General features: G+C 73.4%; 25 protein-coding genes and 2 pseudogenes. 5 read left to right on the forward strand and 22 right to left on the reverse strand.

What is annotated here, in order from left to right:
* Positions 1–31 precede the first annotated feature (31 nt).
* The 19 genes from yidC to O7601_RS18785 form a co-directional block, all read right to left on the reverse strand.
* The gene (yidC, locus tag O7601_RS18695) at positions 32–958 is read right to left on the reverse strand and encodes a membrane protein insertase YidC (protein ID WP_281562396.1); all 927 of its coding nucleotides are present in this window, start codon (positions 956–958) and stop codon (positions 32–34) included.
* 95 nt (positions 959–1,053) lie between these two features.
* Positions 1,054–1,338, reverse strand: a complete 285-nt coding sequence (locus O7601_RS18700) for a DUF6412 domain-containing protein (RefSeq protein WP_281562397.1) — start codon at positions 1,336–1,338, stop codon at positions 1,054–1,056.
* A gap of 262 nt (positions 1,339–1,600) precedes the next feature.
* On the reverse strand, positions 1,601–2,371 hold the full coding sequence (locus O7601_RS18705; RefSeq protein WP_281562398.1) for a hypothetical protein: 771 nt from the start codon (positions 2,369–2,371) through the stop codon (positions 1,601–1,603).
* 14 nt (positions 2,372–2,385) lie between these two features.
* Positions 2,386–2,841, reverse strand: coding sequence for a hypothetical protein (locus tag O7601_RS18710; protein ID WP_281562399.1), 456 nt, complete (start codon positions 2,839–2,841; stop codon positions 2,386–2,388).
* A complete protein-coding gene (locus O7601_RS18715) occupies positions 2,838–3,767 on the reverse strand; it encodes a hypothetical protein (protein ID WP_281562400.1) in 930 nt (309 codons plus the stop codon). Before O7601_RS18715 ends, O7601_RS18710 begins: the two co-directional genes overlap by 4 nt.
* The gene (locus O7601_RS18720) at positions 3,764–4,369 is read right to left on the reverse strand and encodes a phage tail protein (RefSeq protein WP_281562401.1); all 606 of its coding nucleotides are present in this window, start codon (positions 4,367–4,369) and stop codon (positions 3,764–3,766) included. The genes O7601_RS18715 and O7601_RS18720 overlap by 4 nt, the downstream gene beginning before the upstream one ends.
* The gene (locus O7601_RS18725; protein ID WP_281562402.1) at positions 4,350–6,947 is read right to left on the reverse strand and encodes a putative baseplate assembly protein; all 2,598 of its coding nucleotides are present in this window, start codon (positions 6,945–6,947) and stop codon (positions 4,350–4,352) included. The genes O7601_RS18720 and O7601_RS18725 overlap by 20 nt, the downstream gene beginning before the upstream one ends.
* A complete protein-coding gene (locus O7601_RS18730) occupies positions 6,944–7,411 on the reverse strand; it encodes a GPW/gp25 family protein (protein WP_281562403.1) in 468 nt (155 codons plus the stop codon). Before O7601_RS18730 ends, O7601_RS18725 begins: the two co-directional genes overlap by 4 nt.
* A complete protein-coding gene (locus tag O7601_RS18735; protein ID WP_281562404.1) occupies positions 7,408–7,746 on the reverse strand; it encodes a hypothetical protein in 339 nt (112 codons plus the stop codon). The genes O7601_RS18730 and O7601_RS18735 overlap by 4 nt, the downstream gene beginning before the upstream one ends.
* Positions 7,746–9,341, reverse strand: coding sequence for a phage baseplate assembly protein V (locus O7601_RS18740; protein WP_281562405.1), 1,596 nt, complete (start codon positions 9,339–9,341; stop codon positions 7,746–7,748). Before O7601_RS18740 ends, O7601_RS18735 begins: the two co-directional genes overlap by 1 nt.
* Positions 9,338–10,099, reverse strand: a complete 762-nt coding sequence (locus O7601_RS18745) for a hypothetical protein (protein ID WP_281562406.1) — start codon at positions 10,097–10,099, stop codon at positions 9,338–9,340. Before O7601_RS18745 ends, O7601_RS18740 begins: the two co-directional genes overlap by 4 nt.
* Positions 10,099–10,692 (reverse strand): hypothetical protein, encoded by a 594-nt coding sequence (locus O7601_RS18750; protein WP_281562407.1) that lies wholly within the window; start codon positions 10,690–10,692, stop codon positions 10,099–10,101. The genes O7601_RS18745 and O7601_RS18750 overlap by 1 nt, the downstream gene beginning before the upstream one ends.
* A gap of 754 nt (positions 10,693–11,446) precedes the next feature.
* Positions 11,447–11,926, reverse strand: a complete 480-nt coding sequence (locus O7601_RS18755; protein ID WP_093402636.1) for a phage tail protein — start codon at positions 11,924–11,926, stop codon at positions 11,447–11,449.
* Between the two features lies 1 nt (position 11,927).
* On the reverse strand, positions 11,928–13,178 hold the full coding sequence (locus tag O7601_RS18760) for a phage tail sheath subtilisin-like domain-containing protein (protein WP_281562408.1): 1,251 nt from the start codon (positions 13,176–13,178) through the stop codon (positions 11,928–11,930).
* A 30-nt stretch (positions 13,179–13,208) separates the two neighbouring features.
* The gene (locus O7601_RS18765) at positions 13,209–13,901 is read right to left on the reverse strand and encodes a carboxypeptidase regulatory-like domain-containing protein (protein ID WP_281562409.1); all 693 of its coding nucleotides are present in this window, start codon (positions 13,899–13,901) and stop codon (positions 13,209–13,211) included.
* The gene (locus tag O7601_RS18770) at positions 13,898–14,506 is read right to left on the reverse strand and encodes a glycine zipper family protein (RefSeq protein WP_281562410.1); all 609 of its coding nucleotides are present in this window, start codon (positions 14,504–14,506) and stop codon (positions 13,898–13,900) included. Before O7601_RS18770 ends, O7601_RS18765 begins: the two co-directional genes overlap by 4 nt.
* Before the next feature lie 12 nt (positions 14,507–14,518).
* The gene (locus O7601_RS18775) at positions 14,519–14,854 is read right to left on the reverse strand and encodes a hypothetical protein (RefSeq protein WP_281562411.1); all 336 of its coding nucleotides are present in this window, start codon (positions 14,852–14,854) and stop codon (positions 14,519–14,521) included.
* 82 nt (positions 14,855–14,936) lie between these two features.
* The gene (locus O7601_RS18780; protein WP_281562412.1) at positions 14,937–15,743 is read right to left on the reverse strand and encodes a DUF3153 domain-containing protein; all 807 of its coding nucleotides are present in this window, start codon (positions 15,741–15,743) and stop codon (positions 14,937–14,939) included.
* 186 nt (positions 15,744–15,929) lie between these two features.
* Positions 15,930–16,913, reverse strand: coding sequence for a LacI family DNA-binding transcriptional regulator (locus O7601_RS18785; protein ID WP_281562413.1), 984 nt, complete (start codon positions 16,911–16,913; stop codon positions 15,930–15,932).
* Between the two features lie 146 nt (positions 16,914–17,059).
* On the opposite strand from O7601_RS18785, the gene O7601_RS18790 reads away from it, so the two are divergent.
* Together O7601_RS18790 and O7601_RS18795 are read left to right on the forward strand one after the other, a co-directional pair.
* On the forward strand, positions 17,060–18,313 hold the full coding sequence (locus O7601_RS18790; RefSeq protein ID WP_281562414.1) for an MFS transporter: 1,254 nt from the start codon (positions 17,060–17,062) through the stop codon (positions 18,311–18,313).
* Positions 18,314–18,433: 120 nt separating this feature from the next.
* Positions 18,434–18,769 carry a hypothetical protein gene (locus O7601_RS18795; protein ID WP_093402817.1) on the forward strand — a complete coding sequence of 112 codons (336 nt, stop codon included), beginning with the start codon at positions 18,434–18,436 and terminating at the stop codon, positions 18,767–18,769.
* Positions 18,770–18,788: 19 nt separating this feature from the next.
* Here the strand turns inward: O7601_RS18795 and O7601_RS18800 are convergent, their stop codons facing one another.
* Positions 18,789–19,433: an MBL fold metallo-hydrolase gene (locus O7601_RS18800; protein ID WP_281562415.1), complete on the reverse strand. Its 645-nt coding sequence runs from the start codon at positions 19,431–19,433 to the stop codon at positions 18,789–18,791.
* A gap of 204 nt (positions 19,434–19,637) precedes the next feature.
* On the reverse strand, positions 19,638–20,396 hold the full coding sequence (locus O7601_RS18805) for a class I SAM-dependent methyltransferase (protein ID WP_281562416.1): 759 nt from the start codon (positions 20,394–20,396) through the stop codon (positions 19,638–19,640).
* Positions 20,397–20,675: 279 nt separating this feature from the next.
* Between O7601_RS18805 and paaI the strand changes: the two are divergent.
* Together paaI and O7601_RS18815 are read left to right on the forward strand one after the other, a co-directional pair.
* A pseudogene (gene paaI / locus O7601_RS18810) lies at positions 20,676–21,038 on the forward strand (hydroxyphenylacetyl-CoA thioesterase PaaI); the annotation flags it as partial.
* Positions 21,039–21,228: 190 nt separating this feature from the next.
* Positions 21,229–21,795: a dienelactone hydrolase family protein gene (locus O7601_RS18815; RefSeq protein WP_281566967.1), complete on the forward strand. Its 567-nt coding sequence runs from the start codon at positions 21,229–21,231 to the stop codon at positions 21,793–21,795.
* 717 nt (positions 21,796–22,512) lie between these two features.
* On the opposite strand, the pseudogene O7601_RS18820 reads toward O7601_RS18815, so the two are convergent.
* Positions 22,513–23,832: pseudogene (locus O7601_RS18820) on the reverse strand (adenylate/guanylate cyclase domain-containing protein); the annotation flags it as partial.
* Here O7601_RS18820 and O7601_RS18825 point away from each other — a divergent pair.
* On the forward strand, positions 23,831–26,704 hold the full coding sequence (locus O7601_RS18825; RefSeq protein WP_281562418.1) for a LuxR family transcriptional regulator: 2,874 nt from the start codon (positions 23,831–23,833) through the stop codon (positions 26,702–26,704). The pseudogene O7601_RS18820 and the gene O7601_RS18825 sit on opposite strands and share 2 nt — an antisense overlap.
* Positions 26,705–26,734: the final 30 nt, after the last annotated feature.

Consider the following 26,734-nt stretch of genomic DNA (forward strand, 5'->3'; position numbering starts at 1 on the left):
GAACTGCCCCGGCGCACATGCGGCGCACGACTCAGGTGGCACGCCTCCGGCGGTGGTTGGTCGGCTTCGCCCCGACCTTCGGTGCGGCCGGGCGGCCAGGCTCGTCGTCGTCTCCGCCCGCGACGGCCTTCGACGCGTCGCCTCGCGGCCCCGGGCTGGTGGCGGAGCTGGCCGGTAACGGATATCGGCGCAGCGTCCAGGTCTGCTGGCCGAGCGAGAAGAGGTTCGTGGTCACCCAGTAGATGATCACACCGATCGGGAAGATCAGTCCGGAGACGAGCAGCGAGGCGGGGATGCCGTAGAGCATCAGCCGCTGCACCAGCCGCTGCTGCGGACCCGTGGCCCAGCCGCTGCGCAGGATCAGTTGACGGCTGGACAGGTAGGTCGTGGCGATCATCGTCGCGATCAGCACGGCGGCCACGATCCTGACCGTCGTGCCGTCCGCGCCGAGCAGGGCCAGTTCCTGCCCGGTCGAACCGAAGGTACCCGCGATCGGCGCGCCGAACAGCGTGGCCGACGAGGCGCTGTCGAACTGGGTGACCGACCAGCCGTACAAGGTCTTGAGGTGTTCCGGCATCGACGGTTTGAGGTGACGCAACACGTGCAGCAGGCCGAGGAACACCGGGATCTGCACCACCATCGGCAGGCAGCCCATCAGCGGGTTGGCCTTCTCCACCCGGTACAGCTCGACGAGCTCTTTCTGCAGGGTCTCCCGGTCGTCGCGGTGCCGGGCCTGGAGTTCGGCGATCCTCGGCTGCAACGCCTGCACCGCCCGCTGCGACCGGATCTGCTTGACGAAGACCGGGAACAGGATGATCCGGACGGTGAGCACCAGGAAGACGATGCCCAGCACCCAGGACCAGTCGGTGCCCAGCCCGGAGGCGTCGCCGAGCAGCCGCTGCCAGGTGGTGTGCCAGAACAACAGGATCTCGGAAATGGCGCGGTAGATCATGGACATGAAGAACCCCTCGAAACGCGACTACGGCTGATGTGCGCAGGAACGGTCACCAGCGGTCGCCGAGGAGCGGCAGAGGTGGGTGAGTGAAGAGACGCTCAGGCGACCGCGAGGGTCGCGGCGGTGGGGGCTCTGGGCCGGGCCCGGCCGGCAGCGTCCGGATCGCGGTGACGGGGTACGCCGGTACGGCCCGAGCGCTCCCGCAGCATCCGACGAGTAATCCGCAGGTCGGGATCGGCCACCGCCCCGGCGAGCAGAACCCCGGCAGCGAGCACGGCGGCCAGCAGCACGCCGGTCACCGCCGCCGTGCCGGAGAACATGCTGGTGGCACCGACGTCGGCCAGCACGCCGACGAGGTACCAGAGCAGGCCGAGCCCGATCACAGGGCAACCATATCCGGCGCAAGCAATCGGCGCTGTCTGCCGTCAACCGTATGTCGAACGTGCGCACCCGCCGTCGCCGCAGCAACATCAGGGTTGTTGCGGTGTCCGGCCGGCAGGAGGCGACAACTACCGGGTTGTTGCGGTGTCCGGCCCGCGGGAGGGTGCCACGGCCGCCGAAGCGGCAGCGGCAGCCGCCCACCGGTGTCTCCACGCAGACCAGCGGTCCCGACTGACGGCACAGCCCATTCCTTCAGGCCGGCCCTCAGCCGTGCGGGTCCGGCTCGGCGCGCAGGGCGGCTGTGGCCCGCACCGCCTTGACGATCGCCGGGATCGCTCCGATCAGCAGCACCAGCGCCCAGACGATCGCGATGATCGCGAAGACGACGGCGCCCACGGAGTCGAGGATGCTCACCAGGATCACCGGCACCAGGTGGTGCAGGAACTCCAGCAGCACCGTGCAGAGCAGGCTGGTCAGGATCAGCAGAACCAGACCCTTGTTCTGCAGGAACTTCGGTTGGGCCAGGATCAGCAACCCGGCCCAGGCGAGCTTGAGCAGCAGCGCCAGCCCGAGCAGCACCGCCGCGTCACCGACCGGGAAGAAACCCCACAACGCCAGGTACGCCAGCGTGCCGAACGGCGGCGCCAGGAACAACGACACCATGATCATCAGCTCGATGAACGCGAGCACCAGTGCCAGCAGGGCCACGAGGATCAGGACGATGGAGAAGATCAGGGTGGCGACGCCCTGGATCCGGCCGTGCAGCCGGTCCGGCAGCACCAGACCCAGGCAGAACAGCCCGGTCGTCCAGAGCGCCGCCGCGTCGACCAGCGCCAGATAGCCCGTACCACGGCCGGACGGCTCGCTGACATCCCGGACGTCGCCGACCTCCACCCCGAGGTCGGCGGCGCTGCCGGCCAACTCCGCGCCGGCGTCACCGCCGCCCAGCAACAGCCCGGCACCCACCTCCAGGCCGACCGCCAGCACCAGCGCCAGCATCGCCAGCAGCAGGAACGGCTTGCGCAGCGCACCCATGCCGACCTCCCGCCTCAGTCCCGCGCGATCGTGACGAGGCACCCGGGCGGACAACTCAGCAGCACCGTGGTGGCCCGGTCGACGGCGACGCGGGCCACGGCGCCGCTGCCGTCGTCGGCGGGCGCCGCCTCGTCGGTGACCGTGAAGTCGGCGTCGCCCGGGGCCGTGGCCGTTACAACGAACGCCTGTGGACCGCGCAGGATCAGGGTGCGCAGCCCGCCCGGATCGGCGATGCGCAACTCGCAGCGGCCGTCGACCACCAACCGCCCGGTGGCGTCGGCGCAGTCCGCGTCCACCCCGGCCGGATCGACGGCGCTCCGCCCACCTCCGGCCCGGCCCAGCAGGTCGACAAGTGGATGCCGGGCTGCCGGATCACCCCGGTCGCCGCTACCCGCGCCCACCGCCACCGCGAACAGCAGCACCAGCAGTACGCCCAGCGCCGCCAGCAACGCCTTCTGCTGCCCGCTCATGTCGACACTTCGCTTCGCTGCGCGACCTCGGTGAACCGAAGTAGGTCGATGCCGGCGAAGTAGCGGTCAGTGCTCTGCGTCTTGCCGATCACGACCAGGGTGATCTCGTGGGTTCCGGGGCCGAGCCGCACCCGGGCCACGTCGACCCAGTCGGTGATCTGCACCTTCGGGGTGAACCCGAGGAACGGGGCGCCGACCTGCCGGCCGTCGATCAGGAAGAGCGTGTTGGCGTAGTCGGACGCAGTGGTCAGCACGGCGGAGAACTGCCAGGTCGCCTCGGCGGGCAGCGCCACCGTCACGGTCACCCGGTCGTTCACCGCCCGGCCGAGGAAGAACAGCTGAGCGTCCTGCGACCAGGTCACCTCGCAGCAGTTCTGCTGCACCTGGACGTTGGCACCGGAACCCGCCGGCGACTCGACCCGGGCCCCGGTCACCAGGGTCTCCGCCTCGACGGTCACCACCTGCGCCTGCGGTGGCGGCTCGTCGTCGCGGGCCACCAGGAACACCACCACCGCCGAGACCACCAGCACCAACGCCGCCGCCGCGGCGATCCAGGGCCAGGGCGTACGCTTCGGTGGCGCCACCGCGCGTACCTCGTAGGTCACCCGGCCGCTGGAGCGGGAACTCTCCTCCGGCGCCGTGTTCGCCGAGTACGCGAACCCGGTCATGTCGTAGCGTCGGGGCGGCGTGCCCGCCGGCACGGCCAGCCGGACCAGGAACGACACCGAGCCCTGGCCCGGAACCACCCGTTGGGGCTCGGTGACGGTGAACCACGAGCGTTGGGTGCCCTCGCCGGGCGCCACGTCGAACACCACGGTGTCCGGTGCGACGCCCGGGTTGGAGACGGTGAAGGTCAGCTCACCGGCGTTGCGGGCGTCCAGGGTGAACTGCTCGGCGGCGGCGACGACGGTCCATTCGGTGGTCATGACGGCTCCTCGACGGCGGAAACGGGGGAGACGGGAGCTGGCGGGTCGACGGCCGGCGACGGCACGCTGGCCCGGCCGACCGCCCGCTCCGACGGGGTGTCACCGACCGTGATCTCGGCGGTGACGGCGGCCGGCTTCTCGGCGGCCACGATCCGGTCGACCAGGGCCAGCTGGTCGGCGGCGTCGGTGGGCACCCGCACGACCAGGTGAAACGGCCGCTCGGCCGGCTCGTCGAGGACGAACCCGTTGACCCCGGTGGCCAGCTCCAGGGCGGTACGCAGACCGTCCGGTGTGCCCCGCCAGGCGGCCAGCGCGGCGCCGTGCGCCACCACGTCGCGTAGCCGGTTGAGGGGCAGCGGCAGGGGAACGTCCCGTCGGGGCGCGGTGACCAGGTGGTCCATCGCCACCCAGCGGGCCAGGTACGCCACCATCGGCGCGGGCGCCCGGTACGGCCCGAAGAGCGCGTCGACCTCGGCCAGTACCGCCTCGTCCGGGGCGTGCAACGCCTCCATCACGTCCAGCAGCGCCCACAGCACGCTGCCCGGCCCGGCCGCCCGTTGGTAGGCCGCGGGCAGCAGCCGCTCAATTGCCGCTCGTCGCATCCTGCCGCACCACCTCGATGTCGTGCTCGCCGGAGCAGAGCAGCCAGGTGTCCGGGACCGTCACCACGTCGGCGGTGGACTGGTTGGCGCTGGCCGACCACTCCACCGCGTCCTCGCTGCGGTGCACGCCGCGTTCCCCGCCGGCCAGCACCAGGCGGTCCGCCGCGCCGGTGGCGGCGACCGCGTCCACCGGCATGAACCGGGTCCGGTCACGCAGCGGCAGCCCGCAGTTCACCGACACGGACGTCCACTGCGGCTGCGCGGCAAGGGTGTCCAGCCGGAGCACGCCGCCGCTCTGCGTCGCGGCCAGCGCGAGCGGACCGCTGAAGGCGAGATCCCGGCAGGTGCCGCCGAGCCAGCCCGCCGACAGCGCCTGCCACTTCACGTCGGATTCGAACAGCCGGGAGCGGAAGCATCCCTGGCCGGGCTTCTTCGGATCTGGTTCGCCGGTGCCGCTCCACAGCAGGGTGGCCGGTCCGTCGTACTGCACGGCGAGCACCCGGTTGTCCACGTTGGCCAGGCCCACGTGACTGAAGCTGCCGGGGCGTCCGGCGTTGTGGGACAGGTACACCCCGAAACCGGCCTGGGCGGCCACCGCCACCCCGGCCGCGCCACGCTCGGAGACGAACGACCGCACCGCGTAGAAGCCCCGGTCCGCGTCGGCCGGATCGACCAGGATCTGCAACGGCACCGCGCCCGGCAGCAGGGACACCTCGTACAGGCCGCTGTCGGTGGCGAGCAGCAGCGCTCCCGCACCGTCCCGGTCGATCCAGGCCAGGTCGCCGACCCGCGAGTCCAGGTCGGCCAGCAACGACCAGGTCTCACCCAGGTCGGTGCTCAGGTGCACTCGGGACCCGCCGCCGGCACGTACCGTCGCCACCGCCACCGAGCCGGCCCGGGGCACGATGCCCGGTCGTACCGGCGCGGGGGCCGGCACCACCCGCTGCACGGTCTCCCCGTCGAAGCGTCCGGCCGGCTCCCATCCGGCCCCGGCGTTTGTGGAGCGGAACAGCACCGCTCCGCTGCCGGCGTACCAGGTGCGGGGCTGGTACTGGTCGGCCGCCAGGGTGCGCACCTGGCTGTCCGGCGCCTCGTCGACGTCGAACCGCACCGACTCGACGTAGCGCACCCCCGGCTCGGCGTGCTCCAGCAGGCGGTACACGTTGGACGCCCGCAGCGGCTCACCGAACGCCCAGCCCGTCGGGTTGAGCGCGGTCGGCAACGGACTCAGCGTCTGGTGCAGGCGGTCGTGGATGCGTCGGCGTACCGCGTCGACGTCCTCCTCCCGGCGGACCACCACCCGGGCCCGGATCGACACCGCCTTGTACCGCGCCCAGGTGGCCCGGCAGGTGGTGCCCAGCGAGCGGCGGCGCTCCAGATCCGCCTCGACCCGTGTCCGGACCTCCTCCACCTCGTGCGCGCGGAGTACCGACACCGGCAGCTGGCCACCGGGCCGGGCAGCGTCCGGCACGTACGGCACCAGCACCACCTCCACCTCACCGGGGCGGGCGAAGCTGTACACGGCGGCCCGGGTGAAGGCACGGGCCCGGCTCACCCCGCCGGCGGCGGTGGCCAGCACCTCGAAGTCCCGGGCGGTCACCGCGCGCTGCTGGGCGAAGAAGGCGTACGGACCGCGCAGCAGCACCGACTCCATGGCCTCCAGCTCGCGCCCACCGGCCGCCGGCAGTGGGTTGACCACCTTCACTCCCGGCAGCGGGTCACGCAGGCTGGTCAGGGTGCCGGCGGCCACGTTGCCGGCTGGTCCACCACCGGCGCGGTACCACAGCCGAACCTGCCGCCCGGCCGGTGGCACCGCCGCGACCGCGCCGTCACCGAAGGCCAGCGCCCCGCCGTCGGTGGCCCGCAGGTCCAGTGCCGGGGCGAAGGTCACCGTCCCGGAGCAGCGGTCCACCAGGTACGCCTTGTCCTGCGGGCCGAGGCCGGCGAAGCTGTCCACCGCCCGCCAGATCTCGAAGGTGCGCCCGTCGTGTTCCCGGGCCGCAGCGCCCAGTTCCACCGAACCGGCCGGCACCTCGACACCGAGCAGCAGGTCCAGCGGTTCGGCGGTACGGGCCAGCGGCGCACGGCCGGCGCGCAGCACCTGCCCGGGCTGCCCGGTACCGACGCCGAGCAACTCCGCCTCCACCGGCTCACAGTGGTGCATCCGGACGGTCACCTCCCGCTGCCCGGCGGCGAGCAGCGCCGGCTCGCAGGTGACGAAGACCACCGGCCGAGGGTCGGCTCCCCGGGCGGCGGCCACCCGGGTACCGGCGGGGATCCGTAGCGCGGCCTCGTCCGGGCCGGTACGGGTGAACCGGACGTCCGCCCAGGCCGCCGCCGGTGGGTGCCGGGTGACCCCGAGCAGGTTGAGGAAGGAAACGTACGCCTTCTCCGGCAACTGGTTCAGCCGGTAGATCATCACCTCGGTGAGATGAGCGAACGCCTCCAGCAGCGCGACGCCGGGGTCGTGCGCGGACAGGTCGGTCCACCCTGGGCAGGACTGCCGGATCCGGTCCCGGGCCTCGGTGACCAGGTCGAGGAAGGTCCGATCGTCCAGGTGCGGCACGGGCAGCGTCATCGTGCCTCCTCGATGTCGGCGGCGGAACCGCTGGTCGGCCCGGCGGTCGGGTCGTCGTCGGCGGGCAGCAGGTCGAGCGAGAAGACCAACTGGCCGGGGGTGAGGCTGGCCCGGATCCGGTAGTCCAGCCGGATCACCAGCCGCCACGGGTCGTCCGGATCCGCGCCGGCGTCGACGTCGAGCACGTCGATGCGGTGCTCCCAGCGGGCAATGGCGGCGCGGACGTAGTGGATGGCCAACCCGGCGGTGGTGTCGTCGTTCGGCGCGAAGACCAGTCGGTGCAGGCGGGAGCCGTACCCGGGCCGCATCAGCCGCTCGCCCGGCGTGGTGGACAGCAGCAGGAACAGCGCCTGGCGTACCGTCTCGTCGCCGTCGGTCATCGCCAGGCCGCCGGCCGCGGTCAACCCGATCCCGCCGCCCTGACCGGGGTCGAAGCCGGCACCGACGAACCGGATCGCCCTCACCGGTCGGCCCCCACGAAACGCTGCCGGGGATCGCGTACCCGGTAGGTGAACTGGCCCGGTGGACTGCCGTTGGTGAAACCGGACAGGTGCGACAGCACGATCCGCCGGCCGTCCACGCGAACCCAGTCGCCGTAGCCGGCCCGCACCGCCTCGGTGCTGGTGCACGGCTTGACCGTGGCACCGTAGTTCGGGCAGGCGACGATCTCCCGGCCCTTCGGGTCGTCGGCCACCAGCACCGGTGCGCCGGCCACCGTGACCCACTCCTGGGACGCCCGGTTGCGGACCCGGCCGTCGTGGCTGCACCTGATCACCGAGTCGCGGTGGATCCAGCGCATCAGCTGCCTCCTTCGTGGTGGGCGCGGGCGAGTGTTCGGGCCTGCTCGGCGGCCGTCTGCGGGTCCTCGACGGTCTCGGCGTGCAGGAAGTCGACGCTGCGGGCCCGGACGACCATCGCCCGACCGGGCGCGGACAGCACCAGATCCGTCGCGGCGTGCAGGGTGGCCAGCTGCGGGGTCAGTTCCAGCCAACTGCCGGTGTCGGTGCTCAGGCGCAGGCTGCGTGCCACGTCGTCGACCACCACCTGCTGACCACCGGCGGTACGCAGCGACCAACGCCGGGCCCGCCCGTCGTCGATCCCGGTGTCGTACGGCTCGACGGCGCCGAACAGCGAGCCGAGCACCACGCCGGAGGCCGGCTCACCACCGGGCAGCGCCACCAGCACGCTGTCCTGCGGATCGGGCAGCGCGACCAGGCCCTTGCCCCGCCCGGCCCCCGGGCACAGCACCGCCAGCCAGCCGGCGTCCGCCCCGCCGTACGCGGGCAGCTCCACCCGTACCCGACCCAGACCGTCCGGGTCGGACACGTCGGTGACCGTGCCGAGGGTGACCACCGCGGGTGTCGGCGAACCGGAGCGCGGCGCCGGTGGCGGCAGGGTGGAGAACCGACTCAGGTGACCGTTCGCGTCGACGGTGTGCACCACCTCCGTCAACACGTACGTCCCGGCCACCGGCTCGGCCACCCCGGTCAGCCGGATCCGACGGCCGGGCCGCAACCCGGGCGTGCCCTCGGCCGTGCCGTCGGCGGTGACCAGGGCGGCGGCCCGGGTGTCGAGCCGGGCCTGGGCCAGCGCGGCGATCTCGTCGTCGCTGCGCCCCGGCTGGTCCAGGGCGGTACGGGCGCCGTCCGCGCCGACATCGGCCGGATCGGGATCCGCCGGGGTGCGTCGCCCGCAGCGGGGGATGTCGGCGCGCTGGGCGATCGGTTCGGCGCGCTGCGGATGCCAGCCCAGCGCCGCGCTCTCCCCGGCGGCACTGTCGGCGTTCACCGACAACCGGAGGCCGTGCACGTCGCGGCCCAGCTCCAGCGGGATCGCCTCGCCGTGGCCGTCCAGGGTGACCAGTCGCAGCACGTCACCGTCGAGGATCAGGTGCAGCCCGGCCCGTGCGGCCACCTCGACCAGCAGGTCCAGGTCGTTGGGCCGGTGGTGCGGCAGCCGGTCCAGGTGCGGGCCGTCGACCTCCGCCTCGACCCGCAACCCGAGGTCGGCGCAGAGGTCCGTGGCCAACTCGGCGGCGCTCACCGACTCGAAGACCCGGATCCGTTGCCGCTTGCGCAGCCGGTGCAGCAGGTCGTACCCGCGCACCCGCAGCAGGGCCGCGCCGTCGGCGGCGTACTCGACCTCGACGGCGGTGACCTCCCCGGTGAACAGCGCCTCCGGATGCCCGTCGAGGCGCACGTCCAGGCTCGCGCCGATCTGCACCGGTCCGGTCAGCGCGGCGGTGCCGGAGCCGGTGCGCAGCGTCACCTCGCACTGGGTGGGCCGGTTCAGGCGGGCGGCCACCCGTACCGAGGCGACCCGGCCGGTCATCGCCTCGGGCAACGATCTGCCGCCGAGCAGCACGGTCAGCGCCCGGGGCGCGGCGGCGGTCACGGCCCGGTCCCGGAGGTGTCGGTGGACGTCGCCCCTGCCGGCGCGGTGCCGGGCAGCGGCGGTACGGCGAGCGCGGTGCCGGCGGGCACCGCCAGCGGATCGGTGATCCGGTTGTGCTCGGCCAGCAGCCGCCAGCGCAGGGGCGAGCCCAGCGCGTCATGGGCGAGCAGGTCGAAGCGTACGCCCGAGGTGTCGGCGGTGGCGGTGCCGTCACCGGCGGCCACCACGGCCGTGCCCGGGGCGACGGTGGGAGTCTGTGCGGCGGACAGCTCCTCGGCGAAACCCTCCTCGGCGCGGTGGGCGTCCTCCGCCACCCGGACCAGCTTGAGCCGCAGCCAGGAGCGGCGCGGGGAGCCGGTGGCGGTGAACGCGTCGAAGCGCTCCGCCACCGCGACGATCACCCCCGGCACGTTCCAGGTCTTGCCCCAGACCATCCGCACCAGCGGCGGTCGCAGCCAGCCGTGCTCCACCGCCGAGTTCTCGGCCAGCATCCAGAGTGGTCGGGTGAGCGCCCGGACGTCGGTGGGACGGACCTGCCCCTCGGCGAAGTCGATGTCGAAGAGCAGGTCCAGCACGAGTTCGGTGCGGCCACCGCCGGTGAACAGCAACGGGTCGTCGGCCAGCCCGGCGCCGGTCAGCTGACCGTCGGAGCCACCCCGCTGGCGCACCCCGGCGAGGCGGGTCACCTGCACGGTCTCCGGATTGAGCAGACAGTCGATCCGCTCGCCGGTGTCGATGAGGAAGGCCACCCGCTGCATCAGCCGCCCGCCTGTTCACCGTCGAGCCGCCGCGTCCGGTGCTCGTCGCCGCCGGCCGGTCCGGGCACCGACCACAGCGCCCGGTCGTCGGGGAGGGCCGGCCACGGGTCGGGACCGGTACGCCCACCGCGCGACGACTCCAACTCCGGCCAGCGGAGGTCCGCGCCAACGGACCAGCGTCCGTCGCCGATCGGAAGCCCGCTGGCGGGCCAACGCCCGTCGCCGGTGGAAGATCCGTCCGGCCGGCGGGGGTCGGCCGTCCACTCGTGCCCGGTCACCAGCCGGAGCACCGCGCGGTGCTCCGGGCCGGCCCCTGCCGGGTGCGGCTCGGCGGTACTCGGCGGCCCGGTCCGCTGCGGCCCGGCCACGACGAAGAGCCGGCCGGCGGGGCCGGTGGGCCGCCCAGCCGCGTCGACAGGCGGGTTCGCCGCGTTGGTGGGCGGGTTCGCCGTGCCGGTGTACCAGCTCGCCGGGTGGGGGTGCCGTGGGGTCGGGGCGTGCGGCAGCGGCGGCTCCGCCCTGGCCGGGACTGCTGCGGGCCGCTCCGCGTCGGTGCTGATCGGTGCTCTGGTGGCGCGCAGGTCGCCGCACACCGGCGCGGCCGGGCGGGTAGCTGGCGTCGCCGCCGGAGCCCCGTCCTGGTTGTCCGTCGTGGCTGCTGCCGCCCCGACTGCCCGGACCGTCCCTCCGCTCCACCGCCGGTGGGCACTGTCCGTACCGCTCGATCCGACCGAGTCGAGTCGGCCTGGCTCGTCTGGCCCGCCGGGCCCGTGCTGCGCGGCCGTCGCGGGAGCGGGCCGGGACGTTCCACTGCGGTCCCTTTGCTCTGCTTCAATCGGCGCACCGGCCACTGTCCGGGTACCGGACGTCGAGTGGTGCGTGGGGTGAAGCAGAGCAGAGGACGTGGGGGAGGGGGTGGCCGGTGCCGGCCCGGACGCCGGGGAGCGCTCCGTCGACCGGGGGCTCGCGTCGGCGGCCGGGTCCGGACCGGCCGCCACGCCGGGTCGGTGGACGCGCCGACCGGCTGCGTCGACCGCCGCCGCGGGTCGATGTCCCGGGTCGTCGGCAGCACTTCCGGCCGCCGGCTCGGCGAAACCGGCGTCCGACCGGCCGCCGCGGTGCGGTTCGCGGGAGCCCGGCCCCTGGTGGTACGCCCCGGCCGGCGCGGCGTCCGGCGGCGGATCGAGGGCCAGATCCCGCAGCAGTCCGGGGGCGTGTGCGGTGACCACCCGCAGCCAGTGCTCGGGCGGTTGACCCGGTCGCCGGGGTCGACCAGAGGGCTCGTCGAGGGTGGCTGCGAGGCGGTCCACGGCAGCCGCCGCGGACCGGAGGCGATCGGCCAGCCAGCTACGCGGGCGTCGGCGCGGCACCACCGGCCTCCAGTTCCAGGCTCTCGTAGCGCAGCGTCAGCGCCGCGATGGCGATCTCCTGACCGAGCGTGTTCAGGTGGGCGCCGCGCCAGTTGGTGGGCCACGCGTTGATCAGGTTCCAGCGCAACACCTCCGCCGTGCCCGCGGCATCGAGCAGCACCACCGAGACGTTGCGTCGGCTGACCGTGCCCCGGGCGACGGCGTGCACCCAGTCCCACAACTCCCGCGACGCGGTGAGGCCGAAATGCAGGGTGACCGGCCCGTACTCCACCTGGCCCGGGACCATCCGGATCCGGTCGTTGCCCTGCTCCCGGTAGGGCACCGCCGGTATGTTCACCTCCAGCCCGCTGACCTCGGTGAAGTGGCCGTTGGTCACCCCGTTGACCAGCAGCTTGAAGTTGTAGGCCCGGTACGGGTCGACCGGGGTGCCCGGCTGTGGAGTGGCCGTGGTCGGCATGTCAGCCTCCAATCGTCTCGGTCTCGGTGCCACCGGCCCACTGGCTCAGCTTGAACACCACGAACTCGGCGGGCTTGACCACGGCGATGCCGATGTGGGCGACGACCATCCCCGCGTCGCGGACGTCGGCCGGGTTGGTCTCCTCGTCGCACTTGACGAAGAACGCCTCCTCGGGCGTGCGTCCCAACAGCGCCCCGTCCCGCCACACCCGGGTGAGGAAGGCACCGATGTCGCGCCGGATGGACCGCCACAACGTGTAGTCGTTCGGCTCGAACACCATCCACCGGGTGCCGTTGGCGATGGCCTGCTCGATGGCGATGGAGAGCCGGCGCACGTTGAGGTATCGCCACTCGCTGGCCTCGGCGGCGAGGGTGCGGGCGCCCCAGACCCGGATACCCTCGCCGGGGAAGTACCGGATGACGTTGACGCCCCGGGGGTTGAGCACGTCGTGCTCGGCCCGGGTGACCAGGTGGCCCAGGTCGACCGCGCCGCGTACCGGCTCGTTCGCGGGTGCCTTGTGCACCCCGCGCAGCGCGTCGGTACGCGCCCAGATGCCCGCCACGTGCCCGCTCGGCGGGGTGAGCACCAGGTCGCCGCTGAGCGGGTCGCGGACCCGCAGCCACGGGTAGTAGAGGGCGGCGAAGTCGGACTGCCGGGGGCGGTGCGCCACCGGTCCGCTCCCGCTGCCGCCGCCTCCGCTGCCGGATGCGGCTGGGGCGTCCGACTCGCTGGTGTCGCTCGGCTTCGCCGGACGGCCCGAACCGGGCGTGGCGACCCGGGTGAGGGTGGAGATGTCGTCGATGTCGGGTGCCGGGTCGCAGATGGCCACCATGGTGCGGGTGCGCTCGGCCAGGCTCAGCAGCGCCTCGTGGGAGACCGGGTCGTGGAAGCCGGGCGCGGCCAGGATGGAGATCTCGTCGACCGCCTCCAGCAGGTCGAGACCGGCGCGCCTGCGGCCGGTGCCGGAGATGGCGCCGCCCTCGCCGACGTTCACCACCCAGCAGCGGGTGCCGCCGTTGTCCAGGAAGCCGAAGACGGCCCGGGCCAGCGGGGTGCTCTCCAACTGGTCACCGTCGGCGTACAGGCGGAGGAAATCGGTCCAGTTGTTCACCGCGAGGGCCTCGCCGAGATGGGCGGTGCGGTCCGGCGCGACGCCGACGAAGGCCGCCGTGCTGGTGCCGACCGGTCCGATCGGCCGGGCGCCACTGGGCACCTCCTCGACGTAGATGCCGGGCGAGAAGTAGGTGGGCATCGGTCCTCCCGTGCAGGTCGGGTCGGCGGATCAGGGGGTCGGCGGCGTGCAGACGATGACGATGTCGGGTTCGGTCGGGTCGACCTCGGCGGTGAGCACCTGCCCCCGGCCGGTGAGCCGGAGCCGGACCGGTGTCGGCCGGTCCGGATCGTGGGGCACGCCGACGACCCGGAAGCGGCCCGCCGGGTCGGTGCGGGTCGCGTACGGCTGGCCGACGACCTCGACCCGCATCGCCGCGAGGGGCTGTTCGGCCGGGCCGACGACGCGCCCGTCGAAGGTCAGCATCTCCAGTTGCCGCAGCCGCAGCGGGCGCAGGACCGGTGTGGCCGGCCGGGTCGGATGGGCGATCTGTACCGGCACGTCGATGAGCAACGCCGGCCGGGGCGGCGCACCAAAGGCCGCCCACAGGGCCGGGTCGCCGGCCTCCAGCACCAGCGTCCGCCCGTCCGCTCGGGTGGCCGAAACGAGCGCCCGGTCCAGCGCGGTCAACGCCTCGGGGCCGCCGGCGGCCAGCAGGTAGCGCACCGTGAACCGGTACGGCTCCGGGCCGTTGCCGCTGCCCCGGGTCTGCCGGGCCGGCCGGACGTCCAGCGGCCACAGCGTCAACCGGCTCGGGTCGGCGTCGGGGGCGGGCGGGCCGACCGGGACGGTGTCTCCCACCACCCCGGCCAGCCACGCCACCAACTCGGCCGTGGCCGTGCAGATCGGACCGTCGTCGGTCATCGCGGCGGCGTCCCCTGGATCCGGTACGCGATGGCCTCGTTCCACACGTGTGGGTAGACGCCGATCTCGAAGTACCGGGTGAAGCGGTTGATAGGTGCGCCGGTGTGGTCGTGGTACAGCAGCCAGATCGGCGCGATGGTGAACAGCACGTAGTTGGCCACGACCAGCGGGATGTACAGCGGGCCGAGCAGCCGTGCCTGGAAGATGTGCACGTCCTCGTGTCGTTGGATGCCGGGGCCGGAGCCGGCGCAGACCGTGCCGAGCGTGGTGGCGTAGCGGGGGGAGACCCCCTCGACCACGTTCACCCGGCAGCTGTGCCGGGAGGTGGCCCGGTCCAGTGAGTGGCCGAACACCAGGTGCAGGGTCAGGTAGATCGCACCGACGAGGGTGTTCGGCAGGCTCCAGCTGTGATCGACGACGAAGAGGAAGACACCGCGCGGGCTCACCGCGTAGATCTCGGCTGCGGCGACCGCCCAGCCGAAGACCGCGCCGACGAGCAGGCCGATGCCCGCGCCGACGAGCAGCCCGACGCTGCCCCCGACGAGTTGGCCGCTCACGGCGCCTGCGGCGACGTGAGCGGCGGCGCTGAAGATTCCGAAGACCATGTCCGACTCCGCTCAGGCCCAGGAGCGGATGAACCGGGGCTCGTTGCCCTGCGCCAGTTGGGTCGGCGTCGCCTGCCGGTTGCCGGGAGGCAGCTGGTTGACGCCCAGCGCGGCGGAGAAGATGACCAGCCCGTTGAAGAACGCGATGATCCACTTCTCGGGGCCGGCCTCGGTGGCGAAGCCGGCGGTGAGGTAGGACAGTGCGAGGGCGATGCCCAGCGCGATCCACTTGCGGGCCTTGTCGGCGCTCGGGCCGACGAGTCCGCCGATGACGTTGGTGGCGAGCAGAGTCGCGGCACTGGCGCCGGTCAGGCTGCCCAGGGCCGCCCAGGTGAAGAGATCGTTCATCGCCGATCCCCCTTCGGTGTTGCGTACTGCCGGGTGGGGTGTGGTGAGCTGCCGTCCTCGGTGGGCGGCGGCCGGCCGGTCGTCAGCCGGCGTCCGGCGGGCCGGGATTCGTGACGGTCGACGTCACCGGTGTGGATCCGCCGACCGGGGGTGAGGCGCTCTCGGGCGGTGTACCGCCGGTGCGGGAGCGGCGGAGCAGGACCGCGACCAGCACCGCGACGAGCAGCAGTAGCACGGTGCCGGCGATGATCAGCAACCAGGGAAACCCGCCGTCGGAGTCCGCGCCGGCCGCCGGAGACGGTCGCGGCGGCGCCTCGGCGACGGCGCGCAGCTCGGTTGGCTTCTGCTCGTTGCGGTTGACCCGCCAGGTGACCGTCCGGTCGTTGACCTGACCGCCGGTGCTGGCGTCCAGGACGCGACCGGGAAAGGTCACCGCGATCTCGAACGACATCAACAACATGAATCGCTCTTGATTCTTGGGGTCCTGTTCGGCCACTTTTCCGCCGTACTTCTGCGGGTCCAGCGGAAGGGTGAACACGTACCGGTCGTCGGTGCGGACGATGCTCAGACTTTCGCTGTCGAATTCGGCCAGCGGCACGTTCCGATAGTTGATCAGAGAGCCGAAGTGGGTGGTGTCCTCGTATCGGGTTTCCGGCCCGGCCGGTAGCGCCGGTATGTTCTGCCGCAACTCGGCGAAGCCCGCCTCGACTGGCCTGTTGTTCAAGGTCAGGACGTTCCGCTCGGCGGTGAGCAGAAGCTGGCCGCTGACCGTGTCGTCCGGGTTGACGGTCAGCCCGGCATTGAGTTGCATGCAGCCGGAAAGGGTCGCCGCCAGCACGAGGCACGCCGCGCCGCGGAGTGTGCTGAAGCGCCCGAGCCTCGAATTCATGGGCTCAGTGTGTGCTCCCGCCGTCCGAGTCATCAGTCAGCGATCAGTCACAAGCAAGTCGCCGATCTTACCGGTACCCCGTCACATTCGGTCGAGGTCGCGATCCGGGAAAATCGATATTCTGGAAGGTTGGCCGCAACTACTTGATCGGGTTGTGTCGGGTGCGGCGTCAGGTGGGCTGACGGCTCAGGCGCTGCCGCGCACGACCAACGCCGACGGGAAGACGGTCGTCTCCGGTGCCTCGCGATGCTCCAGCACCATGGTCGCGGCTGCGGTGATGATCTGCCGTACCGGGTGGCTGGCCGTGGTCAGCGCCACCGTCGCGGCCAGCGGGATGTCGTCGAATCCGGTCACCGCGACGTCCTCGGGCACCCGGATGCCGTCGGCCCGTAGCCGACCGATCACCCCGAGCGCTGTCGCGTCGCTGATCCCGACGATCGCGTCGGTGTCCGGCCAGCGTCGCAGCACCTCCCGAGCGGCGGCGTAACCACGGGCCGCGCTGAAATCGCCGACCACCTCCCGGGCCGGCAGGCCGGCGTCGCACAGCAGCCTGCGGTACGCCCCGACGGAGCGGTTGGCGCAGGCCAGCCAGCGGGGACCGGTGACCATGGCGATCCGACGCCGCCCGGCGTCGTACAGGTGACGGACGATCGCCGCGGTGCCGCCGCCGTTGTCGATGTCGACCGACGGCACCGTGGCCGAGCCGATCCCGATCGACACGGCCCGGCCGCGCAGCCGGCGCGGCACCAGATCCAGCAGCGCCGGAGTCGTGTTGAGCAGGACCAGGCCGGCCACGCCCCGGTCGTCGGTCAACCGGGTCAGCCGCTCCGGTGCTCCCAACGGCACCCACTGCACCGCCACGCCCAGACCATGCGGCGTGCAGGCCCGGGCCACTGCGGCGACCGCCTGGTCGACGTAGGGGTCGTCGAGGACAGCCGGGCCGGTGCCCGAAACCGCGATCAGCAGCCGTACGCCGGAACCGTGCACCAGGGCACGGGCCGCCGGATTCGGCACGTAGCCGAGCAGGTTCACGGCGGTGCGTACCCGCTCGCGGGCGGTCGGTGACGCGAAGCCGTTGCCAGCGAGAACCCGGGACGCCGTGGAACGGGACACCCCGGCGGCCCGGGCCACGTCGTCGAGGGTGGCCGGGCGGCGCGCTGCCGTCGTCATGTACGTCTCCCCGTTGCTGCTCCCGCCCACCTGGGCGCCCATCAGCATCATGCCGTGCCCGACGGCCGCTGGTAAGGACCGGAGGTGGATTGTGGTGGTAGCGCTCCCAGGTGTGTGATCGCCGTACTGCCCGAGGAGAGGACCGGATGGACCCCGTCGTCACCACCCCTGCCAACCCGCCGACCAGCGCTGGCCCGTCCCGTGCCGTCCTGGCCGCCCGCAACGGTGTGGCGGTCGTGTTCGCGCTCAACGGACTGGCCGTGGCCACCTGGTTCGCCCGGGTGCCGGCGGTCCGCGATGGCCTCGGCCTCAGCCCGGGTCGTCTCGGCCTGCTGCTGCTGACCCTGTCGGCCGGGGCGATCCTCGCCATGCCCACCGCCGGCCTGGTCGCCCAGCGCCTCGGCGCGGCGCGGGCCGTGGCGGCGTCCACCCTGCTCGTCGCGCTCGGGCTGACCATCACCGGAGTCTCGACCGGGGTGGCTGGGTGGCTGCCCGGGGTGGCGGTCGGCCTGTTCGCGCTCGGCTACGGCTCGGGCACCTGCGATGTCGCGATGAACATCGAGGGCGCGGCGGTCGAACGGCGGCTCGGTTGGACGGTGATGCCGCGCTTCCACGCCGCCTGGAGCCTCGGCTCGGTGGCCGGCGCGGGCGTCGGCGCGGGGGCCGCCCGGCTGGGCGTCCCGGTAGCGGTGCACCTCGGTGTGCTGGCCGCGGTGGTGTTCGGCGGCACGCTGCTCGGGGCGCGCGCGTTCCTGCCGGTCGGGCCGGCGGCGGCCGACACCTCGGCCGGGCGTCGCGGCCGGCTGCTGGCCGCCTGGCGGGAGCCGCGCACCCTGCTCATCGGCCTGCTGGTGCTGGCGGCGGCGTTCGCCGAGGGCAGCGCCAACGACTGGCTCGCGGTCGCCTTCATCGACGGCTACGGCTTCACTGAGGCGGCCGGCGCGGCGGTCTTCGGCGTCTTCGTGGTCGGTATGACGCTGGGCCGCACCGCCGGCACGGTGGCGCTGGACCGCTGGGGACGGGGGCCGGTGCTGACCACGACCATTCTGCTCGCCATCTTCGGCGCCGGCCTGGCGGTGCTCGCCGGGTCCGGTCCGGTCGCGGTGGTCGGCGTGGCGCTGTGGGGGATCGGTGCCTCGCTCGGTTTCCCGGTGGGGATGAGCGCCGCGGCCGACGAGGAGGAGCACGCGCACGTACGGGTAAGCGTGGTCGCGGTGATCGGTTACACGGCGTTCCTGGCCGGACCGCCGTTGCTGGGCCTGCTCGGTGACCAGGTGGGCACGCTGCAGGCGCTGCTGGTCGTACCGCTGCTCCTGCTGCCGACCCTCCTGCTCGTCCCGGCGGCTCGCCCGCCCGTCGCCGGCGGCACAGGGGCGGGCTCGGCGCAGCCAGACGCGTAGCGGGTCGGTGGCCGTGCCGCCGTCGGCGGGCCTACGCGACGGGGGATTCTCACCCGGCTCACAGGGATCTGCCAGGTGACGGTGCTGCACTGGGGGTCACGCCGAGGAGAGGAGCCGGACATGGGCTGGTTCAGCCGGCGGTCACGGGCCGCGCAGGGCACCCCGACGAAACTCGACCGCGAAGGTACCCCCGAGGACCTCGCCGCGCTGGAGCGGTTCGCCACCAGCCGGCAGGGGGTGGAGTTCTACCTGGAGCCGGAGACCACCGCCACCGACACCACCGTGATGGCCATCGCCCACGACGGCGAGTGGATCCGCCGCCGCACCGGCACGCCGCGCGCCGCCGGTGCCCTGGCCCGCAAACACGCCATCCCGCTCTACGAGGCCGCCAAGGTCGGGTACCCGGATCGGATGCGGGCCTGGAACCGGGCACATCCGGAGCGTCGTGCCCGCTGAGCCGAACGGGTCGCCCCGCTCACTGGCTGATCGCCGCCCGGGCCTCGTCGAGGGTCAGCGGCGGACTGTGGCTGGAGACGTACCAGCCGATGTCGTCGTCGAGCAGCCGTCCGACCAGCGCGAGGTCCGGTTCGTCCGCCGGTGTCCGCAGGTGCGCCGGTGGGGGATACCAGCTGTCACCGAGCAGCATGACCTTCGAGTCGGGCACCAACACGATTGCGGAGTCCGGGGCGTGTCGGCCGCCGACGTGGCGCGCCAGCACGCCGGTGGGCAACTCCACCTCGTCGGTGAAGACGCGGCTGGGCGGTAGCACCCGCAGCTCGTCCCAGGAGTCGACGGCCAGCGCGCGAGCCCGGTAGCTCGGCCCGAGCCGACGGTTGCGGAGCACCTCCTCGCGCAGGTACCGGACGCTCCACGGCCGGGTCGCCTCCGCGCGCAGCAGTTCCGCGCCGCTGACATGTCCAATGATCTCCACCTCCGGCCAGGCGCAGGCACCCCAGACGTGGTCCCAGTGGTGGTGGGTGTAGACCAGCCAGCGGGGCGCCGGTAGACCGGCGGCGCGCAACGCGACCTGGATCTCACGGGCGTGCGACGGGCTCTGCCCCGCGTCCACCAGCACGCTGCCCCGCTCGTCGACGATCACCGCAACGCCCGCCTGCACCATCTCGGGATCGGGGTGCCCCGGACAGAGCCAAACCCGCCCCGCAAGATGCCCGAACGCCACCACCACCACCGCACCCTACCCCCACTCCCCGCCCCCGAGCCCTGACGATCATGCAGTTGTGGCACCGGACGAGTGGGGCGAATGCGGAGCAAGCAACGACCACAACTGCATGATCGCGAAGGGCGGGGGAGGGGAGGGGCCGGGTTAGTGGGTGGCGACGACGGCGGCGTCGGCGGCGCCGCGCCAGAGGGTGCCGACCTCGGTGAATCCCGCTTCTCTGAGGGCGGTGAGGTGCCAGGAGGCCGGGGGCAGCCATTCGGGGCTGTGCCCGGACGGGTAGATGGCGTGGCGTTGCCGCACGAACGGAGCCAGCGTCGGGTCCTGCTCGGCCTGCTGCCACCACTGCGACCAGGACAGCACGGCACCGGCGGCGTACCGGGCCGCCCGGTGCTCCTCGGCCCGGGCGAGCAGCCGCTTGGTCAACTCCGGCAGGTCGTCATCGGGCATGTGGTCGGCGTTGACGAACAGGCCACCCGGCCGGAGCAGGTCGCGGATCTCCGCATAGAGGATGCGTAACCGGTCGGCGGGCAACCAGTGCAGCGCGGTGGCGGTGAGCACGGCGTCGTAGCGCTGGTGCGGCAGCGCCGTGGCCCAGTCCGGCCGACCCAAATCGGCCGTGACGATGGTGGCCCGCTCGCCGAGCGAGGCGGTGGCGAGGGCGAGCAGCGCCGGGTCGAGGTCGACCAGGGTGACCTCGGCGTCGGGGAAACGCCGCAGGGCCCGCAGCGAGATGGTGCCGGTGCCGCCGGCCAGGTCGAGTAGCCGGAGCGGTGCGGCCTCGCGGACGGCGTCGACCGTGTCGAGCATGACGGTGAACCGGTGCTCACGGTCCGGCATGTACGCCTCCTGCTGGCGGTCCCAACTTTCCTGCCAGGCGGCGACGTTGCTGATGTAAGGACTCATAGCGTGCACGCTAGTTACTAGGCGGCCGAGCTGTCCAGGCTTGTTGCCAACCTTTTGCAACTAGGAGAAGATGGTGGAGCGATGATCGGATCGGGCCGGACCGGGACGACCCGGTTCGGCCCGATCGTGTCTGCACGGCACCCGCGCCCGTCCTCCGGTGGTCGGCCTCCGCGAACGCCCGCCGACCGGCGATGCCATGATGTCCCGTGGCGAGGGCGAGGTGCCCGGCCGGAACGGACTGGAAGCAGCGTGGACCACCAGCGCACCGCCGCGCACGAGATGTTCGACGCCGACGTGGCCTCGAACCGGCTCGGCATCGAGCTGATCAGCGCCGCCGACGGCAGCGCGGTGGCCCGGATGCTGATCACCGACGGCATGGTCAACGGACACCGGATAGCGCACGGCGGTTTCGTGTTCCTCCTGGCCGACACCGCGTTCGCGCTGGCCTGCAACAGCCACGGTCCGGCCACCGTCGCCGCCGGTGCCGACATCACCTTCGTCCGCCCGGCCCGGCAGGGGGACGTGCTGGTCGCCCGGGCCAGCGAACGCACCCGGTACGGCCGCAGCGGCATCTACGACGTCACCGTCAGCCGCGAGGGCGGGGAGGTGGTCGCGGAGTTCCGTGGCCAGAGCCGGACCCTGCGGGCGGTAGCCTCCGCCGACGGCGGCGGACCGGAACCGGGGAAGCACGACCGGGCGCCAACAGCCGGCCAGGGACGCTGATCGGGGACCCGGTACCGCCGCTCCCGCCGGTCCGGGTCCACCAGCCGTCCGGGACGGATCCCGTGCGCGCCGCCCCGTGCTGGTCCCGGGCGTCGGGCACGATGTCCCGATGGGACACGTCGTGCTCTTCCACTCCGTGTACGGGCTGCGGCCGGCGGTGCTGGCGGCCGCCGACCGGCTGCGCGCCGCCGGCCATCAGGCGCACACGCCCGACCTGTACGGCGTGCCCGCCGTCGACTCCGTGGCGGCAGGCTTCGACCTGCTGGAGCGGATCGGCCAGCAGACGGTTCTCGACCGGGCCCGCGCGGCGCTCGACGGGCTGCCGCCCGACACCGTGCTCGCCGGGTTCTCGATGGGCGCCGGGGTGGCCGGCGCGCTGCTGGCCGAGCGCCCCGACACCGCTGGCCTGCTGCTGTTGCACGGCACCGGAGGCTCCCCCACGGCGGTCCGTCCCGGCCTCCGGGTGCACCTGCACCTGGCCGACCCGGACGCCTACGACCCGCCGGACGAGGTCGACCAGTGGCAGCGGGAGATGATCGCGGCCGGAGCGGATCTCGTGGTGCACCGCTATCCCGGGGCGGGTCACCTCTTCACCGACCCGACCGTTGCCGACCACGATCCGCGCGCTGCCCGGCTGACCTGGGATCGGGTGCTTGCCTTCATGGAGCACCGCTGACCGGGCCGCCGGCCGGGGGACTAGGGGGCAGGCCCGTCGCCCCACCCGGCTCGCGCTCGTCCCGGTCGTCGAGGTGACCCGGCCGGCCGGGGCCACCCCGCTCGGTGGCCTCCCGGCTGCCGGGATGACCCGGTCGATCCGCCGGGCGAGCACGGTGCGCACCGCCCGGGGCAGCCGGGCGCCAGCGACCTGCCGCAGGACCGGATCGGCGACGTCGTATCCGCCGGTCGGCCGGAGCGCCAGCAGGCCGTCGTCGGTCAGGGCGGCCAGCTCCGCCGCCGCCCGGCTCCGCGGCCAGTCGAGCACATCGGCCAGCTCCGCCCCGGTGCGGCCCGGCGCGAGCGCGGCAGCCGTCAGGACCGCCCGCGCACCGGCGTCGAGACGATCCAGCCGGGCCTCGACCACCCGACGCACACCCTCCGGTACGGGCGGGGTCCCGCTGTCACCTCCGGCGAGCGTACGGACATAGGCCACGGCCCGCCCGGGGATGCCACCGGTCACGGGGATCAGCCGGGCCGCCAAGTCGGCCGGTTGGCCGGCTCGACGCAGCAGTCGGCGCAGGAGCCGGCCGGTGGTGACGGTGTCGAGCGGCGACAGGCGCACCCTGGCCGTCGCGGGATCGGGAGCGTTCAGCCTCGGCTCCTGAGCGCCGGTCGCCACCAGCACCAGTGGGAGGTCACGCTGGTCGGCCAGCTCCACGAGCCCGGCCAACTGGCGACGCAGCGCTGGTGCGGCACGATCGAGATCGTCGACGGCGACCACTACCGGTTGCCGTCGCGCCAGGCTCAGCAGCACCTCCCGCCAGTGCGTCACCGTGCCGGTCTGCGTGACCGTCGCCCCAAGCAGGTCCTCGACCGTGTCCAGGGCGGGCGTCAGCAGGTCGGCCGGAACCAGACCCGTCAGGGCGGCGACGAGCCGGCGGCGTACCGTCTCGGGGTCGTCGCCGTCGCCGGCCTGGGCCAGTCCGCGGACCAGGTCCGCGACGGGCGTCAGCGGCCCCTCCGGGTAGGGCGGGCAGGTCGTCGAGCACCAACGCACCGGGACGCCGCCCAGCGTGCGGGTGCGCTGCGCGAGTTCGCGCAACAGGCGGCTGCGCCCGCTGCCGGGCGGACCGAGCAGCAGCACCCGGCGGTCACCGCGCCCGCGCACCGCCTCCGCGAGGTGCTCCCGGGCCACGGCCAGCTCCCGTCGTCGGCCGAGCAGCGGAACGTCGTGCCGTGGCGGCCGGGGACGCTCGGTGCCGACGGCGTGCCAGACGTCGACCGGCAGCGCCTTGCCGGTGACGGCCACCGCCGGGACCGGGCGCTGGGCGATCAGGCCGACGACGGCCCGATGCGTGGCCGGGCAGAGCGCCACCCCGCCGGGTGGGGCGTGCTCCTGCAACCGGGCGGCGAGGGTGATGACCGCACCGCTGGCCACGCCGTGCCCACCGTCGTGGTCGACGGCCAGGTCGACCACGGCCTCACCGGTGGCGACGCCGACCCGGACCCGCAGGCCCGGTGCCGAGGCCAGCGGCCGGCCGTCCAGCGCCCGCTGGATCTCCAACCCGGCCCGCACCGCCCGGTACGCGTCCCACCCGTCAGCGCGGCGGGCGCCGAACAGTGCCATCACGGCGTCGCCGACGTACTTCTCCACCGCGCCGTTCCACCGCCGCAGCACCCGGGCGACGGTGCCGAAGTAGGCCCGTTGCAGGGCGCGGACGTCCTCCGGGTCGAGCCGGTCGACCAACCGGGTCGACCCGACAATGTCGACGAAGAGGACCGTGACGGTCCGCCGCTCCTCCGCCACGGGCCAACGCACCCGCTCGACGAGTGACTGACCAGCGACAACAGAACTGGGCATGGAGATCGCACCTGCCTCTCCCCCCGTACGCGCCGACGATGTCCGGAGCCTGTCACCGCTGGTCTGACGGCGGATCGGCAGAACGACGTATGTCGGCCGAACGCAACCTTTGGTCGCAATGTCGACGCGATGAGTAGGACTGACGCGAGGCACCTGTAGAACGGGGACGGGACCTGTGACTAGGCTGCGAGCCATGGCCAGCGACGTGGACACCACACCGCTCGTGGGTCGGGACGACCTGATGGCGACGGTACGATCCGCGCTGCTCGACGACGTCACGCCTGGGCAGACGGCGGCGGTGTTCCTGACCGGTGAGAGCGGCGTGGGTAAGAGCCGCCTGCTGCACGAGGTCGGCGATCGGTTGGGCCACGATGGCGCCCTGGTGCTCACCGGGTCCTGTCTGGACATCGGCGACGCCTCGCCGCTGCATCCCCTACGACAGGCGCTACGCCGCCTCGACGCCGACCTCGCCCCGCCGGCCGCGGCGTCCGTCCGCGCGCTGCTCGGGGTGTTCGCCGAGGACCGGGCCGGTCCGGACGGCGCGGGTGCGTTGCTGGAGCGGGTGTCCCGTGGGCTGCACGTGATCGCCGGTGGCCGCCCGCTGGTGCTGGTGCTCGACGACCTCCAGTGGGTCGACCGGACGACCCGCCAACTTCTGCTCTACCTGCTCGCCGGCCTCGGTGACCTGCAACTGTCGGTGCTGGCGGCGGTGCGGTCGGAGTCGTTGCAGGGAGCGCATCCGCTGCGTCGGGTGCTCACCGAGCTGCGCCGGTTGCGCTCGGTGCGGGTGCTCGACCTGGCCCCGCTGGATCGGCCCGGCACCGAGGAGTTGGCCACCGCCGTGATGCGTCGACCACCGACGCCGGAGGCGGCCGAGCAACTGTGGCGACGCAGCGGTGGCAATCCCTTTGTCGTCGAGGAGCTCTCCCGGGAGCTGCGCGACGGGCGCGACGGGCTCTCCGACACCCTCCGCGAGGTCTTTCTGGCCCGGGTGGACGCGCTGCCCCGACCGGCTCACCGTGCCGTGCACGCCGTCGCCGCCGGAGTGGAACCGGTGGAACACTGGCTGCTCGCCCGGGTGGTCGGGCTGCCGGAGCACGAGCTGCTCGACGCGGTCCGGGCAGCGGTGTCCCATCGGCTGCTGGTCGGCTCGGCCGACGGCTATCGGCTACGTCACCGGCTCGTCGCCGAGGTGCTGGAGGATGAGTTGCTCCCCGCCGAGCGGGCACTGCTGCACCGCCGCTACGCGGAGGCGTTGACCTCGGCACCGGCGGAGTTGCACCAGGCCCGGTTGGCCCATCACTGGCGGCTGGCCGGTGAGCCGGAGCGGGCGCTGCCGGCGGCGGTGGCCGCCGCCGAGGAGGCGGAGCGGCTGTACGGCTACGCCGAGGCGCATCGGCACTGGTCGGTGGCGGTGCAGTCGGCCGAAGGGCTGCCGGGTGTCGACCGGGCCACGCTGCTCGGGCGGGCGGCCGAGGCGGCCCACCACTGTGGTGAGTACGCCCGCGCGTTGACCCTGCTCGAGGAACTGGCGGGCGCCGATACCGACCTTCCGGCCTGCGACCTGCACATCCGGCGGGCCCGTTACCTGGCCGCCGCCGGCCGTTCCGCGTTGGCCGAGGCGGAGTACGAGCAGGCGCTCGCCGTCGCCGACTGCACACCCGGGCAGCGGGCCACCGCCGCCGCCCGGCTGGCGGAGCTGCTGCTGCAACTCGGCCGGTACGCCGAAGCGGGCCAGCGGGCGCGGGAGGCGCTGGCCCTGGCCGAGCAGGTGGACGGGGCGACCACCGAGGTGGTGCTGGCCAGCGCGGCGCTGGGCTTCTCCGAGGCGTACCGCCAGGATCCGGACGCGGGCCTGGCGGTGCTGCGGCGGGCGCTGGCCACCGCCGAGCGGGCCGGTCGTCCGGAGGACGTCGCCTTGGCCTACCTGCACCTGGCCGAGCTACTGACCGGGCCGCTGAACATCCTTGAGGAGGGGGTGGTGGTCGCCCGGCGGGGTGCCGAACGGGTTGCCGAGCTGGGGCTGGGTCGGTCCTACGAGACCCGGCTGCTGGCCATCGCCACAAATGGACTGTTCCGGGTAGGACAGTGGGCCGAAGCGGAGAAGGTGGTCGCCTCGGCTCTGCGGCACCGTCCCTCCGGCGCGGACGCCGTCGAGCTGCTGCTGGCCCGTTGCCGGCTGTCGGTCGGTTACGGCGACGTCGAGGCGGCCGACCGGGATCTGGACGCCGTGGCGACCATCCTGGCCGGCGGTGGCGCCCGGCACGTGATCCCGTTGCTCACCCTGCGCGCCGGGCTGGCCATGTGGCAGGGGCGGCACGATGTGGCCCGGCACGCGGTGCAGCGGGGTCTGACCGAGACCCGCTCCGACGACCTGGTCATTCTCGCGGTGCTGGTCTGGCACGGGCTGCGCGCCGAGGCGGAGGCGCACGCCAGCCGCGCCGTGGCCGTCGACGACAACGCGGTACGCCGGCTGCGTGAAATCGCCGACCGGGTGGCGGTGCGCAGCGAGCGGGCGGCCCGGCCGGTGCGCTATGTGATCGACGGCTACCTGGCGCTGTGCGCCGCCGAGGTGAGCCGGCTCGACGGGGCCGATCCAGAGCTCTGGGCGCGGGCGGCGGCCGAGTGGGACCACCGCAACCACCCGTACCCGGCGGCGTACTCCCGCCTGCGGCAGGCCGAGGCGCTGCTGGCCAGCCGCCGCAAGGCCGCCACCGCCGGGAAGCTGCTGCGCCGGGCGTACCAGATGGCGCAGACGCTGGGCGCGGTGCCGTTGACCGACGAGATCCGTACGCTCGCCGGGCGGGCCCGGGTCGCGTTGGAGGAGCGCGGCGCGGCCGAGTCCGCGACGTCCGGCGGGTCGGTCGGTGAGGAGTTGGCCGCCCTGACCGCGCGGGAGCGTGAGGTGCTGGCCGCGGTGGCCGAAGGGCTCACCAACAAGGAGATCGGCCAGCGGCTGTTCATCAGCGAGCGGACCATCGGCGTCCACGTGTCCCACATCTTCGACAAACTCCAGGTACGTACCCGGGTGCAGGCGAGCGCCATCTTCCTGCGTAGTCGGGCGTAGGTGTCGGATACGTCGTTCTACTGATGTCCG

The sequence above is a fragment of the Verrucosispora sp. WMMD573 genome (assembly GCF_027497175.1).
GTDB lineage: Bacteria > Actinomycetota > Actinomycetes > Mycobacteriales > Micromonosporaceae > Micromonospora.

Excerpts from the sequence above, each read along its gene's own strand:
- yidC (WP_281562396.1), bottom strand. The coding sequence starts at position 958 with ATGTCCATGATCTACCGCGCCATTTCCGAGATCCTGTTGTTCTGGCAC.
- O7601_RS18705 (WP_281562398.1), bottom strand. The coding sequence starts at position 2,371 with ATGGGTGCGCTGCGCAAGCCGTTCCTGCTGCTGGCGATGCTGGCGCTG.
- O7601_RS18710 (WP_281562399.1), bottom strand. The coding sequence starts at position 2,841 with ATGAGCGGGCAGCAGAAGGCGTTGCTGGCGGCGCTGGGCGTACTGCTG.
- O7601_RS18715 (WP_281562400.1), bottom strand. The coding sequence starts at position 3,767 with ATGACCACCGAATGGACCGTCGTCGCCGCCGCCGAGCAGTTCACCCTG.
- O7601_RS18720 (WP_281562401.1), bottom strand. The coding sequence starts at position 4,369 with ATGCGACGAGCGGCAATTGAGCGGCTGCTGCCCGCGGCCTACCAACGG.
- O7601_RS18725 (WP_281562402.1), bottom strand. The coding sequence starts at position 6,947 with ATGACGCTGCCCGTGCCGCACCTGGACGATCGGACCTTCCTCGACCTG.
- O7601_RS18735 (WP_281562404.1), bottom strand. The coding sequence starts at position 7,746 with ATGCGCTGGATCCACCGCGACTCGGTGATCAGGTGCAGCCACGACGGC.
- O7601_RS18745 (WP_281562406.1), bottom strand. The coding sequence starts at position 10,099 with ATGCAGCGGGTGGCCTTCCTCATCGACACCGGCGAGCGGATCGACTGT.
- O7601_RS18755 (WP_093402636.1), bottom strand. The coding sequence starts at position 11,926 with ATGCCGACCACGGCCACTCCACAGCCGGGCACCCCGGTCGACCCGTAC.
- O7601_RS18760 (WP_281562408.1), bottom strand. The coding sequence starts at position 13,178 with ATGCCCACCTACTTCTCGCCCGGCATCTACGTCGAGGAGGTGCCCAGT.
- O7601_RS18765 (WP_281562409.1), bottom strand. The coding sequence starts at position 13,901 with ATGACCGACGACGGTCCGATCTGCACGGCCACGGCCGAGTTGGTGGCG.
- O7601_RS18770 (WP_281562410.1), bottom strand. The coding sequence starts at position 14,506 with ATGGTCTTCGGAATCTTCAGCGCCGCCGCTCACGTCGCCGCAGGCGCC.
- O7601_RS18775 (WP_281562411.1), bottom strand. The coding sequence starts at position 14,854 with ATGAACGATCTCTTCACCTGGGCGGCCCTGGGCAGCCTGACCGGCGCC.
- O7601_RS18780 (WP_281562412.1), bottom strand. The coding sequence starts at position 15,743 with ATGAATTCGAGGCTCGGGCGCTTCAGCACACTCCGCGGCGCGGCGTGC.
- O7601_RS18785 (WP_281562413.1), bottom strand. The coding sequence starts at position 16,913 with ATGACGACGGCAGCGCGCCGCCCGGCCACCCTCGACGACGTGGCCCGG.
- O7601_RS18790 (WP_281562414.1), top strand. The coding sequence starts at position 17,060 with ATGGACCCCGTCGTCACCACCCCTGCCAACCCGCCGACCAGCGCTGGC.
- O7601_RS18795 (WP_093402817.1), top strand. The coding sequence starts at position 18,434 with ATGGGCTGGTTCAGCCGGCGGTCACGGGCCGCGCAGGGCACCCCGACG.
- O7601_RS18800 (WP_281562415.1), bottom strand. The coding sequence starts at position 19,433 with ATGGTGCAGGCGGGCGTTGCGGTGATCGTCGACGAGCGGGGCAGCGTG.
- O7601_RS18805 (WP_281562416.1), bottom strand. The coding sequence starts at position 20,396 with ATGAGTCCTTACATCAGCAACGTCGCCGCCTGGCAGGAAAGTTGGGAC.
- O7601_RS18815 (WP_281566967.1), top strand. The coding sequence starts at position 21,229 with ATGGGACACGTCGTGCTCTTCCACTCCGTGTACGGGCTGCGGCCGGCG.
- O7601_RS18825 (WP_281562418.1), top strand. The coding sequence starts at position 23,831 with ATGGCCAGCGACGTGGACACCACACCGCTCGTGGGTCGGGACGACCTG.